General features: G+C 68.2%; 21 protein-coding genes. 8 read left to right on the top strand and 13 right to left on the bottom strand.

The genetic code is table 11. The annotated features are described in order from the left end of the window. Nucleotides 1–83: 83 nt before the first annotated feature. The gene (locus AC2S9W_RS18840) at nucleotides 84–767 is read right to left on the bottom strand and encodes a VIT1/CCC1 transporter family protein (RefSeq protein ID WP_486571418.1); all 684 of its coding nucleotides are present in this window, start codon (nucleotides 765–767) and stop codon (nucleotides 84–86) included. Nucleotides 768–784: 17 nt separating this feature from the next. Further along, on the bottom strand, nucleotides 785–1,717 hold the full coding sequence (locus tag AC2S9W_RS18835; protein WP_104959803.1) for an SMP-30/gluconolactonase/LRE family protein: 933 nt from the start codon (nucleotides 1,715–1,717) through the stop codon (nucleotides 785–787). Nucleotides 1,718–1,763: 46 nt separating this feature from the next. Here AC2S9W_RS18835 and AC2S9W_RS18830 point away from each other — a divergent pair, with 46 nt between their 5' ends. Together AC2S9W_RS18830 and AC2S9W_RS18825 are read left to right on the top strand one after the other, a co-directional pair. Continuing rightward, entirely contained in the window at nucleotides 1,764–2,363 is a 600-nt protein-coding gene (locus tag AC2S9W_RS18830; RefSeq protein WP_076076485.1) for a TIGR02466 family protein, read from the top strand. 160 nt (nucleotides 2,364–2,523) lie between these two features. Continuing rightward, nucleotides 2,524–3,966 (top strand): NAD-dependent succinate-semialdehyde dehydrogenase, encoded by a 1,443-nt coding sequence (locus AC2S9W_RS18825; protein ID WP_104959802.1) that lies wholly within the window; start codon nucleotides 2,524–2,526, stop codon nucleotides 3,964–3,966. A 33-nt stretch (nucleotides 3,967–3,999) separates the two neighbouring features. Here the strand turns inward: AC2S9W_RS18825 and AC2S9W_RS18820 are convergent, their stop codons facing one another. After that, nucleotides 4,000–4,767, bottom strand: a complete 768-nt coding sequence (locus tag AC2S9W_RS18820; RefSeq protein WP_475282793.1) for an SDR family oxidoreductase — start codon at nucleotides 4,765–4,767, stop codon at nucleotides 4,000–4,002. Next, on the bottom strand, nucleotides 4,764–5,135 hold the full coding sequence (locus tag AC2S9W_RS18815; protein WP_067111965.1) for a dihydroneopterin aldolase: 372 nt from the start codon (nucleotides 5,133–5,135) through the stop codon (nucleotides 4,764–4,766). Before AC2S9W_RS18815 ends, AC2S9W_RS18820 begins: the two co-directional genes overlap by 4 nt. An 89-nt stretch (nucleotides 5,136–5,224) precedes the next feature. Between AC2S9W_RS18815 and AC2S9W_RS18810 the strand changes: the two genes are divergently transcribed. From AC2S9W_RS18810 to AC2S9W_RS18795, 4 genes are all read left to right on the top strand, one after another. Next, complete coding sequence (locus AC2S9W_RS18810) at nucleotides 5,225–5,728, top strand: GNAT family N-acetyltransferase (RefSeq protein WP_475282792.1); 504 nt, start codon at nucleotides 5,225–5,227, stop codon at nucleotides 5,726–5,728. A gap of 164 nt (nucleotides 5,729–5,892) precedes the next feature. Next, the gene (locus tag AC2S9W_RS18805) at nucleotides 5,893–6,504 is read left to right on the top strand and encodes a DUF1285 domain-containing protein (protein ID WP_475283696.1); all 612 of its coding nucleotides are present in this window, start codon (nucleotides 5,893–5,895) and stop codon (nucleotides 6,502–6,504) included. Next, on the top strand, nucleotides 6,504–7,094 hold the full coding sequence (locus AC2S9W_RS18800; RefSeq protein ID WP_067185582.1) for a CoA pyrophosphatase: 591 nt from the start codon (nucleotides 6,504–6,506) through the stop codon (nucleotides 7,092–7,094). The genes AC2S9W_RS18805 and AC2S9W_RS18800 overlap by 1 nt, the downstream gene beginning before the upstream one ends. Further along, entirely contained in the window at nucleotides 7,091–8,302 is a 1,212-nt protein-coding gene (locus AC2S9W_RS18795) for a CCA tRNA nucleotidyltransferase (RefSeq protein ID WP_212598684.1), read from the top strand. The genes AC2S9W_RS18800 and AC2S9W_RS18795 overlap by 4 nt, the downstream gene beginning before the upstream one ends. Here the strand turns inward: AC2S9W_RS18795 and AC2S9W_RS18790 are convergent. From AC2S9W_RS18790 to AC2S9W_RS18775, 4 genes are all read right to left on the bottom strand, one after another. After that, nucleotides 8,266–9,942: a putative bifunctional diguanylate cyclase/phosphodiesterase gene (locus AC2S9W_RS18790; protein ID WP_486571417.1), complete on the bottom strand. Its 1,677-nt coding sequence runs from the start codon at nucleotides 9,940–9,942 to the stop codon at nucleotides 8,266–8,268. The two genes, AC2S9W_RS18795 and AC2S9W_RS18790, sit on opposite strands and share 37 nt — an antisense overlap. Before the next feature lie 89 nt (nucleotides 9,943–10,031). After that, the gene (gene parC / locus AC2S9W_RS18785; RefSeq protein WP_076076470.1) at nucleotides 10,032–12,332 is read right to left on the bottom strand and encodes a DNA topoisomerase IV subunit A; all 2,301 of its coding nucleotides are present in this window, start codon (nucleotides 12,330–12,332) and stop codon (nucleotides 10,032–10,034) included. Nucleotides 12,333–12,388: 56 nt separating this feature from the next. Beyond that, a complete protein-coding gene (locus tag AC2S9W_RS18780) occupies nucleotides 12,389–13,390 on the bottom strand; it encodes a pyridoxamine 5'-phosphate oxidase family protein (protein ID WP_486571416.1) in 1,002 nt (333 codons plus the stop codon). Between the two features lie 87 nt (nucleotides 13,391–13,477). Then, entirely contained in the window at nucleotides 13,478–14,890 is a 1,413-nt protein-coding gene (locus AC2S9W_RS18775; RefSeq protein ID WP_067111953.1) for a M20/M25/M40 family metallo-hydrolase, read from the bottom strand. 147 nt (nucleotides 14,891–15,037) lie between these two features. Here AC2S9W_RS18775 and AC2S9W_RS18770 point away from each other — a divergent pair, with 147 nt between their 5' ends. Then, nucleotides 15,038–15,451 carry a ribose-phosphate pyrophosphokinase gene (locus AC2S9W_RS18770; RefSeq protein ID WP_212598688.1) on the top strand — a complete coding sequence of 138 codons (414 nt, stop codon included), beginning with the start codon at nucleotides 15,038–15,040 and terminating at the stop codon, nucleotides 15,449–15,451. 465 nt (nucleotides 15,452–15,916) lie between these two features. Here the strand turns inward: AC2S9W_RS18770 and AC2S9W_RS18765 are convergent, their stop codons facing one another. Further along, nucleotides 15,917–16,846, bottom strand: a complete 930-nt coding sequence (locus AC2S9W_RS18765) for an isopenicillin N synthase family dioxygenase (protein ID WP_486571415.1) — start codon at nucleotides 16,844–16,846, stop codon at nucleotides 15,917–15,919. Nucleotides 16,847–16,986: 140 nt separating this feature from the next. Here AC2S9W_RS18765 and AC2S9W_RS18760 point away from each other — a divergent pair, with 140 nt between their 5' ends. Then, complete coding sequence (locus AC2S9W_RS18760; protein WP_067112435.1) at nucleotides 16,987–17,412, top strand: EVE domain-containing protein; 426 nt, start codon at nucleotides 16,987–16,989, stop codon at nucleotides 17,410–17,412. Nucleotides 17,413–17,427: 15 nt separating this feature from the next. Here the strand turns inward: AC2S9W_RS18760 and AC2S9W_RS18755 are convergent, their stop codons facing one another. The 4 genes from AC2S9W_RS18755 to AC2S9W_RS18740 all read right to left on the bottom strand — a co-directional run bounded on the left by AC2S9W_RS18755 (nucleotide 17,428) and on the right by AC2S9W_RS18740 (nucleotide 19,507). Next, nucleotides 17,428–17,745, bottom strand: coding sequence for a PilZ domain-containing protein (locus AC2S9W_RS18755; RefSeq protein ID WP_486571414.1), 318 nt, complete (start codon nucleotides 17,743–17,745; stop codon nucleotides 17,428–17,430). A 90-nt stretch (nucleotides 17,746–17,835) separates the two neighbouring features. Next, nucleotides 17,836–18,420: an SOS response-associated peptidase family protein gene (locus tag AC2S9W_RS18750; protein WP_158682259.1), complete on the bottom strand. Its 585-nt coding sequence runs from the start codon at nucleotides 18,418–18,420 to the stop codon at nucleotides 17,836–17,838. Between the two features lie 9 nt (nucleotides 18,421–18,429). Next, entirely contained in the window at nucleotides 18,430–18,831 is a 402-nt protein-coding gene (arfB, locus tag AC2S9W_RS18745; protein ID WP_486571413.1) for an alternative ribosome rescue aminoacyl-tRNA hydrolase ArfB, read from the bottom strand. After that, on the bottom strand, nucleotides 18,824–19,507 hold the full coding sequence (locus tag AC2S9W_RS18740; protein WP_067112447.1) for an RluA family pseudouridine synthase: 684 nt from the start codon (nucleotides 19,505–19,507) through the stop codon (nucleotides 18,824–18,826). The genes arfB and AC2S9W_RS18740 overlap by 8 nt, the downstream gene beginning before the upstream one ends. Between the last annotated feature and the right edge of the window lie 26 nt (nucleotides 19,508–19,533).

Genomic DNA, 19,533 nt, shown 5'->3' with positions numbered 1-19,533 from the left:
TTCTTCTTACGGCCTCAAAAGAAAGGACGGCCCTTCGACAAGCTCAGGGCAAACGGTGCAGATTTATGGCTCGCCGCTCTAGATCAGCCCGCGCCGAACAGCGATCCGATCGCGATGGTCAGAGCCATTGCGCAGGCGCCCCAGAAGGTCACGCGCGTCACCGCCCGCCGCATCGGCGCTCGCCCGATCCGCGCCCCGAGCGCGCCGAGCAGCGCAAGGGAGGCCAGCGACGCGCCCGACACGGTCCACGGCAGCGACGACCCCGAATCGAGCAGCACGACGAGCAGTGGCAGCGCGGCGCCGATCGCGAAGCTGGCGGCCGATGCGGCGGCCGCCTCGATCGGCCGCGCCTGTGCCGCTTCGGTCAGTCCCAGTTCGTCGCGCAAATGGCTGTCGAGCGCGTTGTGCGCGGTCAACTGCTCCGCGACCGCTTCGGCAAGCGCGCGGTCGAGACCGCGGTGCTGATAGATTTGCGTCAGTTCCTCCTGCTCATGGTCGGGATTGGCCGCGAGTTCGCGCGTCTCGATCGCGATATCGGCCCGTTCCGCGTCGCGTTGCGAACTGACCGAGACATATTCGCCCGCCGCCATCGACATCGCGCCCGCCACCAGCCCGGCGACGCCGGTGGTCAGGATCGTCGCCGGGGTGGTGCCCGCCGCCGCGACCCCGGCGATCAGGCTGGCGGTCGATACGATGCCGTCGTTCGCGCCCAGAATCGCGGCACGCAGCCAGCCGATGCGGCCGACGGCATGCGTCTCGTGGTGCATGGATGGCATCCTTCGGTTCAATAGCGCAGCTTCAGCCCCGGCCGCGCCCACCGCGTCTTCACCAGCCGCCCGGTTCCCGACAGGGTCAGATAGGCGTCCTGCATGTCGGCGCCGCCAAAGGCGATGTTGGTGGTGAAGATGTCGTCGGTGGCGACGAATTCGACCAGTTCGCCTTCGGGCGACACGACGCTGATCCCGCACTCGCCGATCGTCGCGACGCAGATGTTGCCGTTCGCCTCCATCGCCAGGCTGTCGAAGAATTTATAGCCGGCGGGGCGATAGAGCGGGATGCCGGGTCCGCCCGGTCCCGCGTCGGGGGCGACCTTGCCGGGGGCGACGATGTTGAACTGGGTCAGGCGGCAGGTATAGGTTTCGGCGGCATAGAGCTTCGTCCCGTCGGGCGAGAGGCCGACGCCGTTGGGATTGTTCGACGGAAAGATCACCTCTTCGATGAAGCTGCCGTCGGCCTTGGCATAGAAGATGCCGACGATGTCGTGGCAGCGCTTTGCATAATCGACCTTGCCATGGTCGGTGAACCAGAAGCCGCCCCCATTTTCCCGGCTCGCGTCGAACATGATGTCGTTGGGACCGCGCAGCGTGACGCCGTGATCGCCGGTCCGGTACAGCAGCTCGACCGCGCCGGTTTCGATGTCGATGCGTTCGATCCGGCCGCCCGAATAGTCGTCGGCGATGCCGTGCGGGGTCAGATAGCCGTCCATTTCGACATAGTTGAAGCCGCCGTTGTTGCAGCAATAGAGCTTGCCGTCGGGGCCGATCGCCAGGCCGTTCGGACCGCCGCCGGGGACCGCGATCACCTCCTTGCGGCCGCCGGGCCAGCAACGGGTGATCCGCCGCGCCTCGATCTCGGTGACGATCACGCTGCCGTCGTCCATCACCACCGGCGCTTCCGGAAAGCGCAATCCGTCGGCGATCAGTTCGAACTCGGCCATCCCTCTCTCCCTTGCTCTCGTGGTCCTGCTGTGCTTTGCGCCCATAATGCCTGTCCGCACGCTCTTCGCCACACATTTCTATGAAGCCGACATCGGGACGCCCGACCTGCTCGAGGAGCTGGAGCAAAGCTGCCGGTTGCTCGCCGAAGAGGACGGCGCGGGGCGCGGCTGGAGCCGCGCGCACGGCTACCGCGGCTATACCAGCTATGCGAGCCTCGACGATCTGCCGCAGCGCGACCCCGCCTTCGCCGACCTCAAGCGCCTGCTCGACCGCGAGGTGAAGGCGTTCGCCCGCGCCTGCCACTTCGACCTCGCGAAGCCGCTGCGCCTCGACAGCCTGTGGGTCAACGTGCTCAAGCCCGGCGGCACGCACAGCGGGCATATCCATCCGCACAGCGTCGTCTCGGGCACCTTCTACGTCACCGTTCCGGCGGGGTCGGGCGCGCTCAAGCTGGAGGACCCGCGGCTGCCGATGCTGATGGCGGCGCCGGGGCGGACCGACGATGCGCCCGAACATCTGCATCCCTTCATCTATGCCGAACCGGCGCCGGGACGCATTTTCCTGTGGGAAAGCTGGCTGCGGCACGAAGTGGTGGCGAATGCCGCGAAAAGCGAACGGATTAGTATCAGCTTCAACTATCGCTGATCCGTTCCTATATGGGCGGCGCCTACTGAACCATCTTCCCCATCCCGTTCGCGTCGAGCGAAGTCGAGAGGCCTCTCGACCCCGTGCCGCGCCATGAGCACCGCGATTTCGGTCAAAGGCGAACGGGAATGGAAGATTTCGCAAGAAAGGACTGCCTTCCATGACCGCGACCAGCGCCGACTACACCGCCGACCTCCAGCTCTTCATCGCGGGCGAATGGCGGGGCGGCGAGGGGCGCGATGCGCGGCCGGTCGTCGACCCGGCGACCGCGGGCACGATCGCCGAACTGCCGGTGGCGACCGCCGCCGACCTCGACGAAGCGCTCGCCGCCGCGGCGCGCGGCTGGCCGGCGTGGCGGGCGAAGACCCCCGACGAGCGCGGCGCGCTGATGCACAAGGTCGCGGGGCTGATTCGCGAACGCGTCGATCATATCGCGACGCTGCTGACGCTCGAACAGGGCAAGCCGATCGCGCAGGCGCGCGGCGAGGTGCTGTCGGCGGCGGGGCTGTTCGACTATTTCGCCGAACAGGGAAAGCGCATCGAGGGACGCGTCGTCCAGCGCCCGGCGGGCGAACGCGCGATGGTGCTGAAACAGCCGGTCGGCCCCGTCGCCGCTTTCTCCCCATGGAATTTCCCGGTCAACCTGATGGCGAAGAAGATCGCGCCGGCGCTCGCGGCGGGCTGCGTCGTGATCGCCAAGGCGCCCGAGGAAACGCCGGGCTGCACCGGCGCGCTGATGCGCTGCATCGCCGATGCGGGCATCCCCGGCGATGCCGCGCAACTCGTCTACGGCAATCCCGACATGATCAGCCGTCACCTGCTGGGCAGCCCGGTGATCCGCAAGGTCAGCTTCACCGGGTCGACCGCGGTCGGCAAGCATTTGATGAAGCTCGCCGCCGATCATGTGCAGCGGATCACGATGGAACTCGGCGGCCACGCGCCGGTGCTGATCTTCGACGATTGCGATCTGGAGGCGACGCTCGACCGGGTGGTGGCGCAGAAGTTCCGCAACGCGGGGCAGGTCTGCGTCTCGCCGACGCGCTTCTATGTGCAGGCGGGCATCTACGACGCCTTCGTGCGCGGCTTTGCCGAGCGGACGAAGCGGGTGCGGGTCGGCCACGGGCTCGATCCCGACACGCAGATGGGGCCGCTCGCCAATGCGCGCCGCGCCCCGGCGCTTCAGGCGATGATCGCCGACGCGACCGCCAAAGGCGCGCGCGTGATCGCCGGCGGTGAGGCGATGGGAGAGGGCTATTTCTTCCAGCCGACCGCGCTCGCCGATGTCCCGATCGAGGCCGAGGCGATGGTGAACGAGCCCTTCGGCCCAATGGCGCTGATGCGCTCGTTCGATACCGAAGAGGACGCGATCGAGCAGGCGAACCGCCTGCCCTACGGCCTCGCCGCCTTCGCCTTCACCGAGAACGGCCGGCGCATCAATCGCGTCGCCGACGGCATCGAAAGCGGCATGGTCGGGATCAACAGCTTCGTGATCTCCGCGCACGATCTGCCGTTCGGCGGCGTCAAGCAATCGGGATTCGGCAGCGAGAGCGGGCCCGAAGGGCTCGACGGCTATCTCGTCACCAAGGCGGTGCATATCTGTTGACGGAAGCGGGTCAATCCAAGGTCGTCAGGCGTCTCAATCGCGCTCCAGCCTGACGAAATCGCGCCCGAACGGCGCGAGGTGCGCGCCGCCGTCGACGAAGATCGTCTGCCCCGTCACCGACCCGGCGCGCGCCAGCCAGGCCACCGCGTCGGCGATCTCTTCCGGCGTCGGAAGCGCGCCCAGCGGCATCCGCCTTGCGAGGCGCTCCATCTGCGCATCGCTGTAATCCTCGGTCGGCAGGGTCAGGCCGGGGGCGACCGCATTGACCCGCGCCTTGCCGCCGAAGGCGACCGCCAGCGTGGCCGTCGCCTGCCACAGCGCCTGCTTCGACAGGCTGTAGGCGAGCTGGTCGGGCACCGGATGGACGATGCGCTGGTCGAGGATATTGACGATCGCGGGACGCGCGCGGCCCGCGTGAGCCGCCACCACGGCGCGCGCCAGCATCACGGGCGCGTGGTGATTGACCTGCATCGCCTCTGCGAGCGCGGCGCCGGTCAGCGTCTCCCACTCGCCCTCGGCGAACAGCGAGGCGTTGTTGACGAGCAGCGACGGCGCCCGGCCGAAGGCTTCGATCACCGTCGGCACCAGCGATTCGGTCGCGCCCGGATCGGCGAGATCGGCCTGGAAGCGCCGGCATTCGGCGCCGGTCTCGGCGATCGCCGCGGCGAGTGCCGGATCGGCCGGTCCCGGGCTGCGCTTGTGGATCGCGAGCGCATAGCCTTCGCGTGCGAGCCGGGCCGCGATCGCCGCGCCGATCCGGTGCAGCCCACCGGTGACGAGGGCGAGCGGCGCGTCCGTCACGGTCGCGCCCGCCGCATGGTGATGCCGATCTGTTCGCCGTCCTCGGCGATCGCCAGCTTGACGATCTTGACCTCGACCTCCTCGACGCGCTCGTCCTGCAGGAACAGCGTGTCGATGATATGGTCGGCGACGCTTTCGATCAGCACGAAATGCACGTCCTTGGGAATGCCGTCGGTCGCCGCGAATTTCAGGTGCATATAATTCTTGGAAGCGCTCAGCGGTGTCGTCGGCTCGTAATGATCGGCGATTCCCAGCCGTGCGCGCACCGAAATGCGCAGCGGCTGCGGCAGGTGCGTCTCCTCCGAATAGATGCCGGTCAGAACCTGGACGGTCAGCCCGTCGACTTCGAGCCACAATTGATCGGTCACAAGAAATTCCTGTTCGTCGGACCGATATTCGGCTTTGCAATGCCGACCCCGGACCCTAAAGCGCCGCCGCATTAGCGAAAGGGTGCGCGTTGGTCGAGTTTCTTCCTTTGTCCGATATCGAACCGCAGGCGGTCGAGCATCTGCTCGACGCCGCTTTCGGAGCGGACCGCTTTGGACGAACCGCCTATCGCATCCGCGAGGGCATGGCCGCGGTCCCCGCGCTCAGCTTCGCGCTGGTCGACGGCAAGGGGCTGGTCGGCACGATCCAGTGCTGGCCGGTCGCGCACCGCGCGCCGGGCGGTACGGCGACGCCGCTGATCATGGTCGGACCCGTCGCGGTGCGCCCCGACATCCAGCGCGGGGGGCACGGCCGTGCGTTGATGGCGCGCATGCTGGAGGCGGCCGAAAGCCAGGCCGACAGCGCGCTGATGATGATCGGCGATCCCGAATATTACGGCCGCTTCTTCGCTTTCACGGCGGAGGCGACGGGTAAATGGGACCTGCCGGGTCCGTTCGAGCGGCGGCGCTTGCTGGCGCGGGCGGTCAACGGCCATGGCCTGCCCATCGCGGCGGGGATGATCGGGCCGCGCTGAGTCGACCGCATTCATCATTGCGAGGAGCGTAGCGACGACGCAATCCAGAGCGTGCCAAAGCTGCCATGGTTTATGGCGCTCTGGATTGCCGCGCCCGGCTATGCCGGGCTCGCAATGACGACGGCATGGGTTGCACCGACCGCCCATCCTCCTATGTCGGGGATATGGTCAGCCCCGCGCCTTCGCTTCCCAAGGCCTTCTCGCAGCTCTCGCTTGCCGAGGCGGCGGAGCTGCTCGCGGCGCGCAAGCTGCCGCCGGTCGAACAGTGGCATCCCGAACGCAGCGGCGACAGCGCGATGGAGATTCGCGCCGACGGGAGCTGGTATCACGAGGGCGGCCGGATCGGGCGGCCGGCGATGGTGAAGCTTTTCTCCACCATCCTGCGACGCGAACCCGATGGAAGCCACGTCCTCGTCACCCCCGCCGAAAAGCTGGCCATCGCGGTCGAGGATACGCCCTTCCGCGCGGTCGAGATGAAGAGCGAAGGCACGGGGGAGGGGCGCAGGCTCGTCTTTCGGCTCGACACCGACGACCTCGTCATGGCGGGGCCGCAGCATCCGCTGACCTTTGGCCGCGATCCCGATCATCCCGATCCCCGCCTGCACGTGCGCGGAACGATCGGCAACGGGCTCGAAGCGCGGATCGACCGCGCCCTCTATTACGAGATCGTCGGGATGGCGCTGGCCGAGGCGCAAGGCGACCCCGCGATCTGGTCCGACGGCGTCCGTTTTCCGCTGGTGGACGGCGGGGCCGGGGACGGGGGCGGGGCTCCCTGATGCTCTCCGACAAGCTGCGCGATGCGCTCGACAATCTGCTGCCCGATACCGGCGAGGACGAGGGCTATCTGCTCCAGCGCGGCGACCCGCTGCGCGATGCGGCGGTGCTGGTCGCCTTCACCGACCGGCCCGATCCCGGCGTGATCCTGACCCAGCGGCCGCAATGGCTGCGCGCCCATGCCGGGCAGGTCGCCTTTCCGGGCGGCAAGGTCGATCCCGGCGACCGCGACGTCGTCGACGCCGCGCTGCGCGAGGCAGAGGAGGAGATCGGGCTGCATCGTCGCGACGTGATGGTGGCGGGAACCACCGATGCCTATCGGTCGGGCAGCGGCTATCATATCACGCCCGTGCTCGGCGTGATCCCGCCCGACCTGCCGCTCGACCCCAATCCCGACGAGGTCGAGGCGTGGTTCGAGGTGCCGCTCGATGTCCTCTTCGACCCCGCCAATTACGAACGGCAGCAGGCGCATTGGCAGGGGCAGCTTCGCCGCTATTACGACATGCACTGGCAGGGGCGGCGGATCTGGGGGGTGACCGCGGATATCATCGTCAACCTCGCGCGGCGCCTGCCGCCGGGCTGGCACCGATGACGGTGCTTCCCGATGCGGAGTGGCGCGGCCGCGAGGGGTTGGCGCGCATCGTCGCGGCGCTGGGCGCCGACGCGGTGAAAATCGTCGGCGGCGCGGTGCGCGACACGTTGCTCGGCCACCCCGTCACCGACATCGACCTCGCGACCCCCCTGTTGCCGCAGGAGGTGACGCGGCGGCTGGAGGCAGCCGACATCAAGGTGATCCCGACCGGCATCGCGCACGGCACGGTGACGGCGATCGCGAGCGGCGACCGGCACGAAATCACCACGCTGCGCCGCGACGTGGAGACCGACGGGCGGCGCGCGACGATCGCCTTCGCCGACGATTGGCGCGAGGATGCGGCGCGACGCGATTTCACGATCAACGCGCTCTATGCCGATCCGGTGACGGGAGGCGTCGAAGACTGGTTCGGCGGGCTCGCCGACCTTGCGGCCGGGCGGGTGCGCTTCATCGGTGACGCTGCGATGCGGATTGCCGAGGATCATCTGCGCATCCTGCGTTTCTATCGTTTCGCGGCGCGTTTCGGGCATGGCGACCTCGATCCGGCAAGCCATGCCGCGGTCGTCGCGGCGCGCCAGTCGCTGAAGAGCCTGTCGCGCGAGCGGATCGCGGACGAGCTGACCCGGATATTGGCGCTGCCCGACCCCCGGCCGATCGTGCGGCAGATGGGGGCGGACGGCATTTTCGCGGTGCTGCTGCCCGAGGCCGATGCCGGTGTGGAGGCGGCGCTCGACCGCCTGCTGGCGAACGAAGGCGCCGTGGGCGCCACGCCCGATGCGCTGCGCCGGTTTGCGGCCCTGCTGCCCACCGATCCTGCGGTGGCCGAACAGGTGGCGAGCCGGCTGCGGCTGTCGACGCGGCAGCGCAAGCATCTGGCCGCGCTTGCCGCGCATCGCGGCGGGCCGCTTCAGCCGGTGCGGCAACTCGCCTATCGCATCGGGGTCGAGGCGGCGCGCGACGTGCACCTGCTCGCGGGCGACCGCGCGCAGGCGGTGGCGGCGGTGCGCAGCCTCGCCGGCTGGACGAACCCGGTGCTGCCGGTGAAGGGCGGCGACATCGTAGCGCGGGGCATCGCAGCCGGGCCGGAGGTCGCGCGCATCCTGAAGGCGGTCGAGGGCGACTGGATCGCGGAGGATTTTCCCGGCCCGGCGCGCGTCGCCGAGCTGGTCGATCAGAAAATCGGACGGTCGAGCGAGCGGCGCCAATAGGCGAAGGCGGCATCTTCCTCCATCGGCCGCGCGAACAGGAAGCCCTGGCCGAAATCGCAGCCCAGTGCCGACAGCAGCCGCGCCTGGTCCGGGGTTTCGACCCCCTCGGCGGTGGTCTTCATGTGCAGGGCCTCGGCAAGGCTCTGGATCGTGCGGACGATCGCCACCTTGTCGCGGTCGTCGACCATATGCTCGACGAAGCTGCGGTCGATCTTGAGCACGTCGAGCGGCAGTCGCTGGAGATAGGCGAGGTTCGAATAGCCGGTGCCGAAATCGTCCATCGCGACGCGTGCATGCAGCGCCTTGAGCTCGCGCAGCACCGACAGCGCAAGGTCGGGATCGCCGATGATCGCGCTTTCGGTGAGTTCGATCATCAGGCGCTCGCCGCCGATGCCGTTCTGGGCGAGGGCGCCCCGCACCACCGCGGCGACATCGTCGCGGACAAGCTGGATGGCCGAGACGTTGACCGAAAAATAGCAATCGACCGGCCTGCCGCCGTTGCGCTCGTCCCATTCGGCGAGCACCGCGGAGGCCTTGCCGATCGCCCATTGGCCGAGCGGGACGATCAACCCCGAATCCTCGGCGATCGGAATGAACTCTGCTGGCGGGACGATCGCGCCCTCGCTGTTGCTCCAGCGTGCGAGCGCCTCGAAGCCCGCGACCTTGCCTGTCGCCAGTTCGACCAGCGGCTGGAAGTCGAGGCGCAGCCGATCCTCCTCGATCGCCTTGCGCAACTCGGTCTCGAGCCCGAAGCGATTGTCGGACAGCATCGCCGCTTCGGGTTCGTAGATTTCGATGCGGTCGGTCTGCTTGGCGCGCTTCAGGGCGATCTGGGCCTGGCGGATCTGGTCGGCGACATCGGTGTCGGTCGCCGCCTGGATCGCGCAGCCCAGCGCGCAATCGACGCTGACCTTCAGGTCGCCGATGCGGAACGGATGGTCGAAGCAGCCGCGGATGCGCCGCGCCATTTCGCGCACGTCGGCCCGGCCGCCCGTGAGGCGCGAGGAGATCGCGAACTCGTCGCCGCCGCTGCGCGCCAATATGTCGCCGCTGCGCAGGCTCGATTTCAGCCGCCGCGCGACGGTGATGATCAGCTCGTCGCCGGCCAGCGGCCCGATATGCTCGTTGATCCGGCTGAACCGCGCGAGGTCGAGCAGCAGGATGACATGATGCGCCCTGCCGTCGCTGGTCATGCGCTGCTCGACCAGTTCCTCGAACCCGGCGCGGTTGGGCAGGCCGGTCAGGCTGTCGGAAACGAGTTCGCGGCGCAGGTTGCGCTCGGTCATCATTTCCTGCGTCCGGTCGATCAGCGTCAGCAGGTAGAGCGACGTATCGCCGGTCTCGTCGGTCAGCGGGCCGATCGAGCCGCGCAGGTCGCGCGCCGCCACGCCTTCGCCCAGCCGACAGGAAAATTCCTGGGCGCCATATCCTTCGGCCGCCTGCTCGACGGCACGGCGCAACTCGACCGGCGTGCTCGCGCCGGTGGACGACAGGTCGAGTCGGTCGAATGCCGCGTTGCTGGCGTGCAGGCGAAAATTGCCGCGGTCGAGCGGACGGATCAGCGCTGCCGGAACCGGCAGCGCGTCGATCCAGCCGACAAACAAAGAGGGCCGGTCGTCGCCGGTTCGATCAATAGGCATGATAAAGGGTTTGATGCGACCTTTCCCCATTGTCCGAAGCCTATCGGATGGGGAGTAAAGAAGCTATTTACGGCAACAGGAAATTACAATCAGGCGAAACGATTGTTACGTGGGAAGCCCGTGGGGGGCATCCGGCCGGCCGCGCCGCGCGCGACGCGCCACGGCGCGACGTCGGTTTCGGTGCGGGTGCGGCCGCTGTCGCCGCCCATCGTCCAGCTCAGCCCCTCGGCAAAGACGAAGGTCGTCGCGTCGGACAGCCCGCCGTCGCGATAGCGTTGCAGCATCACGCCCTGGCCGCGGCCCATCACCGGCACCTCGGCGATCGGAAAGACGACGAGCTTGCGGTTCTCGCCGACCACAGCGATGCTGTCGTCGCCGGCGCCGATCGGGCGGACGACCGCAAGCTGCGCCTTGGGCTTGAGGTTGACGACGTTGCGCCCTTTGCGCGTCTCGGCGATCACGTCGCCCATCTGGACGACGAAGCCATGGCCGCTCGTCGAAGCGAGCAGCAGGCGTCCGTCGGCCTGCGCCGGGATCAGCGCGACGATATGCGCGTCGGGGTCGATGTCGACGATCAGCCGCAACGGCTCGCCGAAGCCACGTCCGCCGGGCAGCTTGTCGGCGCCGATGGTATAGAAGCGTCCGTCGCTCGCCGCGACGAGCAGCTTGTCGGTTGTCTGCGCGTGCGCCGCGAAGGCGAGCTCGTCGCCTTCCTTGAACTTGAAGTCGCCCCACTGGCCTTCCGCGACATGGCCGCGCTGGGCGCGGATCCATCCCCGCTTCGAGAGGATGACGGTCACCGGTTCCTTTTCGATCATCGCGTCGAGCGGAATGTCGCGCGCCGGCGCCGCTTCGGACAGCGTCGTACGGCGCGCGCCGAGCGCGGTGTCGGGACCATAGACGGCGCGCAGCGCCGCGAGGTCGCGTTTCAGCCGCGTGCGCTGGCGCGCCGGGCTTTCGACCAGCTTCACCAGTTCCTCGCGTTCGGCGGTCAGGTCCGCCTGCTCGCGCTTGAGCTCCATTTCCTCCAGCTTGCGCAAGCTGCGCAGCCGCATGTTGAGGATCGCCTCGGCCTGCCGGTCGGTCAGCTGGAATTCGGCCATCATCACCGGCTTGGGCTCGTCCTCTGTGCGGATGATCTCGATGATCCGGTCGAGGTTGAGGAAGGCGATCAGATAGCCGCCGACCAGTTCGAGCCGGTCGTCGATCTTGCCGATGCGATGCTTGGCGCGGCGGACGAGGACGACGATCTGGTGTTGCAGCCATTCGGTCAGAAGCTGGTGCAGCCCCATGACCTTGGGCGTCCGCGTCGCGTCGAGGACGTTGAGGTTGAGCGCGAAGCGGCTTTCGAGCTCGGTCAGCCGGAACAGGCTTTCCTTCAGTATCTCCGGGTCGACGTTGCGGCTCTTGGGCACCAGCACGATGCGGATGTCCTCAGCGCTCTCGTCGCGCACGTCCTCGAGGATCGGCAGCTTCTTGTCGGCGATCAGCTGCGCGATCTGCTCGATCAGCTTGCCCTTGGCGACGCCATAGGGAATCTCGCTGATGACGAGCTGCCACGTGCCGCCCGCCTGCTTCTCGATCCCGCTTTCCTCCCAGCGCCCATCGGCATCCTTGCCGGTCGAGAAGCGCGCGCGGACGCGGAAACCGCCGCGGCCGGTCTGGTAGGCGTGGGCGATGGTTTCCGCGCTGTCGACGATGATGCCGCCGGTCGGGAAGTCGGGCCCCTTCACATGGGCGAGCAACTCGGCGAGTTCGGCCCGCGGATTGTCGATCAGCAGCAGCGCGGCGTCGATCACCTCGGCGGCGTTGTGCGGCGGGATGTTCGTCGCCATGCCGACCGCGATCCCGCTCGCGCCGTTGGCGAGCAGGTTGGGAAAGAGACCCGGCATGACCTCCGGCTCTTCGTCCTCGCCGTTATAGGTCGGGCGGAAATCGACGGTGCCTTCGTCGAGCCCCTGCATCAGGTCGATCGCGACGCGCGTCAGCCGCGCCTCGGTATAGCGATAGGCGGCGGCGTTATCGCCGTCGATGTTGCCGAAATTGCCCTGGCCGTCGACGAGCGGATAGCGCAGCGAGAAATCCTGCGCGAGGCGGACCATCGCGTCATAGACCGCGGTGTCGCCGTGCGGGTGGAACTTGCCGATGACGTCGCCGACGACGCGCGCCGATTTCTTGTAACCTTGCGACGGGTCGAGGCGCATCGCGCGCATCGCCCACAGCAAGCGGCGGTGGACGGGCTTCAGCCCGTCGCGCAGATCGGGCAGCGAGCGCGCGGTGATCGTCGACAGCGCATAGACGAGATAGCGTTCGGACAGCGCGCTGTCGAACGGGGTATCAATGCTGTCGCCGGGGGCCGAGGGAGGAAGGTCGTCGTCGGTTGTCGCCATTACCCGCGGCCGATAGCAAGCCGCACGGCACATGGCAAAGGGCTATCGCGGGACGATCAATAGAGGTTGTCGTGATAATCCTTGTCGAGCCCCTTCTGCATCAGGCCGGGGATCGAGGTGACGGCGCTCGCGATCCGCGCGCCCAGCCCCCTGGCGCGGTTGAGCCGGATATGCTCGACGAACATCTTCGCGGGACGGATATCGGCGGGCGGCGGCGCGCCCGGCCACAGCGGGGCGCGGGCGAGGGCGGCGCTTTCGCCCAGCGCGACGCGCAGGTCATCGATCCGCACCGCGAGCCGCGGCACCTTGTCCTGCACCGCGAAGCGTTCGCGCGCGGCCTCGTCGGTGGTCAGCGTGGCGGTGCCGGCGATCCGCACGATCCGGTGCGAACCGGGGATCAGCAGCGCCGCGGCGATGCGCGGCTGCGCGATGATGTTGCGAAAGCTGTCGGTCCGCCGGTTTCCCGGCCGGTCCGCGAACCACAGCGCTTCCCCATCGAGGTGCGCGAGCGCCCCCGCCGGATCGCCCTTGGGGCTGAGGTCCGCATGTCCGTCGGCATCGACCGTCGCCAGCGCCATGAAGCGGCTCGCGGCGGCGAAAGCGCCCGCGTCGTCGATCGCCTGTCCGGGCGGATCGGGGTGCCAGAAGGCCGAGCGGATCAGCGCCTTGGCGCAATGGACATAGCATTCCTCGACCGCGATCCGCGCCTCGCCGTCCGCCACCGCGACGACGCGGCCGTTGATGCGCAGCGTTTCGCCGATGCCGGGAAGCAGGAACAGCGAGCCGAAACCGGCGCCGGCCCTGATGGCCGCGGGGTCGTCGATCCGGTCGAGCGGCACCGCCAGCATCGCCCCGTCGCTTCGCGCGAATCCAGCCGCCCCGCCGCCCAGCGTGAGCGTCACGCCGCCGCCGTCGCCGAGGCCGGCGAACATCAGCGGCGAAGCCGCGAGCCAGCGCTGCGCAGTGGCATCGACATGGTCGATGACCTTGAGGTCGATGGCGGACGATGCCTTGCCCACCGCCGCCTCGATCGCCGCGATGCTGTCGATCCTGGCCATGCCTGTGTCCTCTTCCGGCGAGGAACATGTCACACTTGCGAATGACTCGCAATATGCGATTGTCAGGCCGCCGTCGCGCCCCTGTCGTCAGGGTTTGTCGGCATAGGCCTTGACGAGGTCGAACATATAGTCGCGTCCGACGTAGACCGACCGCACCTCCATACGCTCATTGAGCCCGTGCGCGCCATTGCCGTCGGGGTCGCCCCACATGCCGGGGATGCCATAGGTCGGGATGCCGACGGCGCCGAGGAAGGTCGCGTCGGTATAGCCGTTCGCCATCGCCGGAATGACCTTCAGCCCCGGCCAATATTTGTCGACCAGCGTCTGCATCGGGCCGATCACCCTAGGATCGAGCGGCGGCGCGGGCGGCGCGGGGCGCTTGGGCGGCAACTGCGTCACGGTAACGCCGGGGTCTCCGATCACGCGTTCGAGTTCGGCCTTGATCTCCTCGATCGGGTGGCCGGGGAAGATGCGGCAGTTGACGTTCGCCCCCGCGCGTTGCGGCAGCGCGTTGGGAGCGTGGCCGCCGTCGAGCAATGTCGCGACGCAGGTCGTGCGCAGGTTCGAATGGAGGAAACGATCTGCGTTGACGATCGCTTCCGCCGCCTTGTCCGTGGGGTCCTTCGCCAGCGCGGCCATCGCCCGGCCCGTCTCGTCTCCGCGCGCCGCGCCGGCCTCCGCAAAGAAGCGGCGCGTCGTGTCGGTCATCTCGAGCGGAAATTCATATTGCCCGATCTTCGTCAGCGCCGCGGCGAGCTGATAGATCGCATTGTCGGGCACCGGCGCCGAGCTGTGGCCGCCGGGGTTGCGGGTTTCGAGGCGGAAATTGGCGAAGGTCTTTTCGCCGACCTGCACCGACTGGCCGATCACCTTCCCCTTGCCGTCGCTGTCGCCGCCGCCGCCTTCGTTGAGCGCGAATTCGGCGTCGATCAGGTCGCGCCGGTTCGCGGCGAGCCATTCGGCGCCGTTGAATGCGCCGTTGGTCTCCTCGCCGCAGGTCAGCGCCACTTTCACCGTGCGCTTCGGCTTGTAATTTTCCTTCCGGAACCGGATCAGCGTGTCGACCCATACCGCCGCCTGCGCCTTGTCGTCGGCGGTGCCGCGGCCGTAGAAATAGCCGTCCTCTTCGACCATCCGGAACGGGTCGCGCTCCCAGTCGGCGCGCTTCGCCTCGACCACGTCGATATGCGCGATCAGCAAGATCGGTTTTGCCGTCTTCGATGTCCCCGGATAGACGGCGACGAGGCCGCCCTCCTTCGGATGCGCGGGGTCCGCGAAGAGGGTGAGCTGGCTGTCGGCGAATCCGGCCGCCGTCAGCCGCGCCGCCATACGCTCGGCCGCGAGGGTGCAGCTTCCCGCCGACAGCGTCGTGTCGGTTTCGACAAGTTCCTTGTAGATGTCGCGAAAGGCGAGCTGGTCGGGGCGCGGTTGCGCGTCTGCCGCCATCGCGGGCGCGGCGAACAGCAACGGCAAGGTCAGCAGTGCGGTCGGACATTTCATGGCGTATCTCCCTGTTGCCGGAAAGGGAGCAGAAAGGCCGGACCACCGCAAGCCGCTTTGCTTTGACTTGCGCGTCGTTCCCCTTTCGCCCATTTCGCAGCGGCAGGGGGCGCGGGAAACCGCGATGCGAAAGGGAGTAGGCACGGCATGGCCGCCGGGAGCAAGCGCGACGAGGGATTGGGCGATGCGGTCGTCCCGGCGGATGCGAGCGCGCTGGGCGATGCGCCGCGCATCCGCGCGATCCTGACCGCTGCAGCGCGCGAGGGACGCCCCGTCAGCTATTCGGAGCTGCTCGGCGAACTCGGCTTCCGCTTTACCCGGCCCAAGATGCGTGCGGTGTGCCGGACATTGGCCGAGGTCGACCGGCTGTGCGCGCTCGACGGCGAGCCCGACCTCGCGGTGCTGGTGGTGCGCGAAAGCGACGGCCTGCCGGGGCAGGGCTGGTGGGTCGGCGGCACCGCGCTGCTTCTGGGCTATGACGGTCCGTGGGAGGGCGCCGCGGCGGCGCGCTTCATCAAGGAGCAGCAGCAGGACGTGTTTGATTATTGGGCGGAGCGGTGAGAAGGGCCAGTTCGACCGACGGCCTTGCATTGGATTCGCGCAGAGGCGCGAAGATCGCAGAGATGAAGCGCGCGCGCCTCTGCGATCTTTGCGCCTCTGCGCGAATTTCGGAGAATGCCGGGTATCAGCCGAAGCGCGATATTTCTTTTCTCGTCACCCTGAACTTGTTTTGGCAATTATCCCTTTTCGACAGGTGACTGTACCCTGGCGAAAGCCGGGGTCCATGCGAAGCAGCGCTTTGCCATCTGGACCCCGGCTTTCGCCGGGGAACGGCTCCTGACTTGCCGGAAGGGTATAGATGCCAACTTGTTTCAGAGCCTGCCCCGGACCCGATCCGGGGGTCCATGGTCTGCCTTTTCCTTCGGCGCGGCGCCGATTTCGAGTCCCGGCCATGGATGCTGAAACAAGTTCAGCATGACGAAGTTCAGAGGACGCACTCCGACATGGACCTCTGCTGACTGCGCCCTATTTCTTCAACCCGATCTCGCGCAGCCGCTCCTGCAGATAGGCGTCGGCGGTGATCGGTGTCGGATAGAGGTTCGGGTGCGCGGCATCGATGCAATTCTCCAGCGTCCGAATTGGATAATCCGAACGGAAATGCAGGAAGAAGGGCATCGAATAGCGCGCGACGCCGGCGCGGCCGGCGTCGGGGTTGCGGACGCGGTGCGTGGTCGAGGGCAGGCGGTTGTTGGTCAGTCGCTGCAGCATGTCGCCAACATTGACCGCCATCGCGCCCGGCGGCGGCGCGACGGGCAGCCAGCTTCCGTCCTTGTCGAGGATTTCGAGCCCCGCCTCCTCGGCACCGAGCAGCAGCGTGATCGTGTTGATGTCCTCATGCGCCTCGGCGCGGATGCCCTTCGCGGGCCCTTCGACCGGCGGATAGTGGAGCAGGCGCATCACGCTGTTGCCGTCCTGCACCGTCGCGTCGAAGAAATCGGGCGCGAGGCCCAGATAGCGCGCGATGCCGGAGAGCAGCCGGCCGCCGACGCGATCGAATTCGGCGAACAGCGTTTCGAAGGTGGTGCGAAAGCTCGGGACCTCGTCCGGCCAGACATTGTTCGGCTGCTGCGCCGCGAGCGGATGGCCTTCGGGCAGGTCGCGGCCGACGTGCCAGAATTCCTTGAGGTCGACCTCCTTCGCGCCCTTCGCGATTTCGACCCCGAACGGCGTATAGCCGCGCGCGCCGCCCAGCCCGGCGAGATGATAGGCGCGCTTCGCCTCTTCGGGCAGCGCGAAGAACGCCTTGGCCTTTGTCCAGGCGGCGTCGATCAGCGCGGGGTCGATGCCGTGGTCGGTGATCATCGCGAAACCGAACCGCTCGAACGAAGCGCCGAAATCCTGCGCGAAGCGGTCCGCGGGCAGCGAAAGGGAGATGACGGGGACGGCGGCGGTCATGCTGTTGTATCCATTGTTCGATGCGTTGACGCGATGCCGGTCGGCGCGTTCGCGTCCCCTTGCGATCTAGGCTTTCCGCCGGTGCCGGGAAAGGGAAAAAGGCGGTTCCACCGTGCGCGCCGCTCGGCTAAGCCCCGGCCATGGGCAAGCAATATTGGCTGATGAAATCCGAACCCGACGTCTATGGCTGGGACGATCTCGTCAAGGACGGGACGGGAATCTGGGACGGCGTGCGCAATCACAGCGCCAAGCTGAACATGAAGGCGATGAAGGTCGGCGACGAGGCGCTCTTCTATCACAGCAACATCGGCAAGGCGTGCGTCGGGATCATGCGGATCACCGAGGAGAGTTTCCCCGATCCGACCGCGGAGGCGGGCTCGCCCTGGGTCGTGGTGCGCGTCGAGCCGGTGCGCGCGCTGGCGCATCCGGTGACGCTTGCGGCGATCAAGGCCGACCCGAAGCTCGCCGACATGGACCTCGTCCGCCTGTCGCGCCTGTCGGTCGGGCGCGTCACGCCCGATGAATGGGCGCATATCCTCAGGAAGTCGGAGCAGCCTGAGGGCTGATCCCGACGTCGGCGCTTACCGGCCGAGCTTGGTCTGGAGGTGGCTCGCGACCGACGGGTGCAGCGGCTCGACGAACTCGCAGCCGTAATTGTCGCCGGCGGCGCGGCGCACCACCGCCTCGCGCGGTTCGAGCCCCGGCAGGCTGACCCAGATGCGCTTGCCGACCGCCTGCCGCGAAAAGGTGAACATGCGGAACCCGGTCGATGACAGGTCGAACAGTTCGGCGTCGAACGGATTCTGCCCCGCTTCGCGAAAGCGCACGCGCCCGTCGATCGAGGCGCGCTCGGCGCGGCGTGTGTCGGTGGGAACGGCAAAGGCGTTGCGGTTCGGCACGGCGGATCGACCTTTCGAATGATTCGAACGTCTCCGGTCTAGCGATCCGATGGTTATCGCAAGGTCAACGGGTGTGGTGAAACGGACTGGTTAAGGCGGCGTTGGTCCCATTTCCATCCAATGCCCCGGACAGGCGGCGACCAGTCCGGCCGCATCGCGCCAGTCGGCGGTCAGCCAGCGGGCGTGATCCTCCGGATTCAGGATGACCGGCATCGCCTGCCCGCCGAGACGCTCGACGAAGCTGTTGGGATCGGTGGCGAGCACCGCGAAGCAGGGCCAGTCCGCCGCGTCGCGCACTATGCCGGCGAAGGCGAAGAGCGGCCGGGCGCGGAGCGATATCCAGTGCTGGCGCCGCGCGCCGGCGGGGCCCGACCACAGCGCGAAGCTGGTTGCGGGGACGAGGCAGCGAAGCTCGGGATGCCGTAGCGTGCCGATCCAGAACGGGCTCGACAGGTTGCGGACGCTGGTGACGGGGCGCGTGCCCGACGCGGGCGGCGGAACGCCCCACAATCGCGGGCGCAGCCGCCACCGCGTCCCGCCGCGCCCGTCGCCGACGATCACCGGGGCCGGGCGGCCGGGCGCGACATAGTCGCCGGCCCATGGATCGTCGTCGGCCTCCGCCCCGAAGGCCGCGGCCATGCGGCTCGCCGGGGCGTCGAGGCGGTAGAGGTGCACGGGGGAGTCCTAGTCGGTGCCGCGCACGCGGCCGCGGCCCGCCTTCACCGCGCTGCGCGCCTTCTTGCTGTCGACGCGCCGCGCCCTGGCGGCCTTGCTGGGCTTCGTCTTGATCCGCCGTTCGGGACGAACCAGCGCGGCGTCGATCAGCTCGCCGAGGCGTTCGCGCGCGTCGGCGCGGTTCGCCTCCTGGGTGCGGAAGCGGCGCGCGAGGATAACCAGTTCGCCGTCGGCGGTCAGCCGGCTCCCGGCGAGCGTCCTGAGCCGGCGGTACGCATCGGGGGGCAGGCCGAGCGCGAAAACGTCGACACGCAACTGGCACGCGGTGGCTACCCTGTTGACATTCTGTCCGCCGGGGCCGGAGCCGGCGAGAAAGCGTTCGGAGATCGCGCTTTCGGGGATGTCAGCCACGGGTCGGCGCCGCGCCTTCGGGCGCCGCGAAGCCCAGCGCGGCGAAGCGGTCGGGGAAGGGCGCCTCGGCGACGATGGGCGGCTTGACGTCACGGTCGACGACCAGCCGCTCGGCGTGGAGCAGGGTGCGATCGCTCTTCCGGCCGCGGCCATAGACGGGATCGCCGAGGATCGCGAAGCCGAGCCCTTCGAGCGCATGAACGCGAAGCTGGTGGGTGCGGCCCGTTTCGGGGCGAAAGCGAAGCAGCGCACGGCCGTCCGCGACGGCGAGCTTTTCCCAGTGCGACACCGACGGCTTGCCTTTCGGGTCGCCGATCATCCGCCAGCCCGTCTCCGCGCTCGACGTCTTGGCGAGCGGCAGGTCGATCGTTCCGCTGTCGCCAGCGGGCACGCCGTCGAGGATCGCCAGATAGCGTTTCTCGACCGCGCGCGCCTCGAAAGCCCGGGTGAAGCGGCCGTGCGCCTTGGGATTGCGCGCGAGCAGCAGGCAGCCCGAGGTGTCGCGGTCGAGCCGGTGGACGGGCAGCGGCCAGCGCCGAAAGCCGAAGCGCAGGCTGTCGAGATGATTCTCGAGGCTGAGGCTGCCGTCGCGCGGCGGATCGACCGGCAGGCCTTCGGGCTTGTCGATGACGAGGGCCTCGCCATCGAGGAACAGGACATGGTCGGACAGCAGCATCGCCGCGCTATAGGCGAAGCGGCGGG

The organism is Sphingopyxis sp. 550B (assembly GCF_057401805.1).
This window is presented reverse-complemented; position numbering and strand designations above follow the sequence as displayed.

Bases quoted from the DNA above. Each gene is read 5' to 3' on its own strand.
- AC2S9W_RS18840 (WP_486571418.1), bottom strand. From the start codon at position 767: ATGCACCACGAGACGCATGCCGTCGGCCGCATCGGCTGGCTGCGTGCC.
- AC2S9W_RS18835 (WP_104959803.1), bottom strand. From the start codon at position 1,717: ATGGCCGAGTTCGAACTGATCGCCGACGGATTGCGCTTTCCGGAAGCG.
- AC2S9W_RS18830 (WP_076076485.1), top strand. From the start codon at position 1,764: ATGCCTGTCCGCACGCTCTTCGCCACACATTTCTATGAAGCCGACATC.
- AC2S9W_RS18825 (WP_104959802.1), top strand. From the start codon at position 2,524: ATGACCGCGACCAGCGCCGACTACACCGCCGACCTCCAGCTCTTCATC.
- AC2S9W_RS18805 (WP_475283696.1), top strand. From the start codon at position 5,893: ATGGTCAGCCCCGCGCCTTCGCTTCCCAAGGCCTTCTCGCAGCTCTCG.
- AC2S9W_RS18800 (WP_067185582.1), top strand. From the start codon at position 6,504: ATGCTCTCCGACAAGCTGCGCGATGCGCTCGACAATCTGCTGCCCGAT.
- AC2S9W_RS18795 (WP_212598684.1), top strand. From the start codon at position 7,091: ATGACGGTGCTTCCCGATGCGGAGTGGCGCGGCCGCGAGGGGTTGGCG.
- AC2S9W_RS18790 (WP_486571417.1), bottom strand. From the start codon at position 9,942: ATGCCTATTGATCGAACCGGCGACGACCGGCCCTCTTTGTTTGTCGGC.
- parC (WP_076076470.1), bottom strand. From the start codon at position 12,332: ATGGCGACAACCGACGACGACCTTCCTCCCTCGGCCCCCGGCGACAGC.
- AC2S9W_RS18780 (WP_486571416.1), bottom strand. From the start codon at position 13,390: ATGGCCAGGATCGACAGCATCGCGGCGATCGAGGCGGCGGTGGGCAAG.
- AC2S9W_RS18775 (WP_067111953.1), bottom strand. From the start codon at position 14,890: ATGAAATGTCCGACCGCACTGCTGACCTTGCCGTTGCTGTTCGCCGCG.
- AC2S9W_RS18770 (WP_212598688.1), top strand. From the start codon at position 15,038: ATGGCCGCCGGGAGCAAGCGCGACGAGGGATTGGGCGATGCGGTCGTC.
- AC2S9W_RS18765 (WP_486571415.1), bottom strand. From the start codon at position 16,846: ATGACCGCCGCCGTCCCCGTCATCTCCCTTTCGCTGCCCGCGGACCGC.
- AC2S9W_RS18760 (WP_067112435.1), top strand. From the start codon at position 16,987: ATGGGCAAGCAATATTGGCTGATGAAATCCGAACCCGACGTCTATGGC.
- AC2S9W_RS18740 (WP_067112447.1), bottom strand. From the start codon at position 19,507: ATGCTGCTGTCCGACCATGTCCTGTTCCTCGATGGCGAGGCCCTCGTC.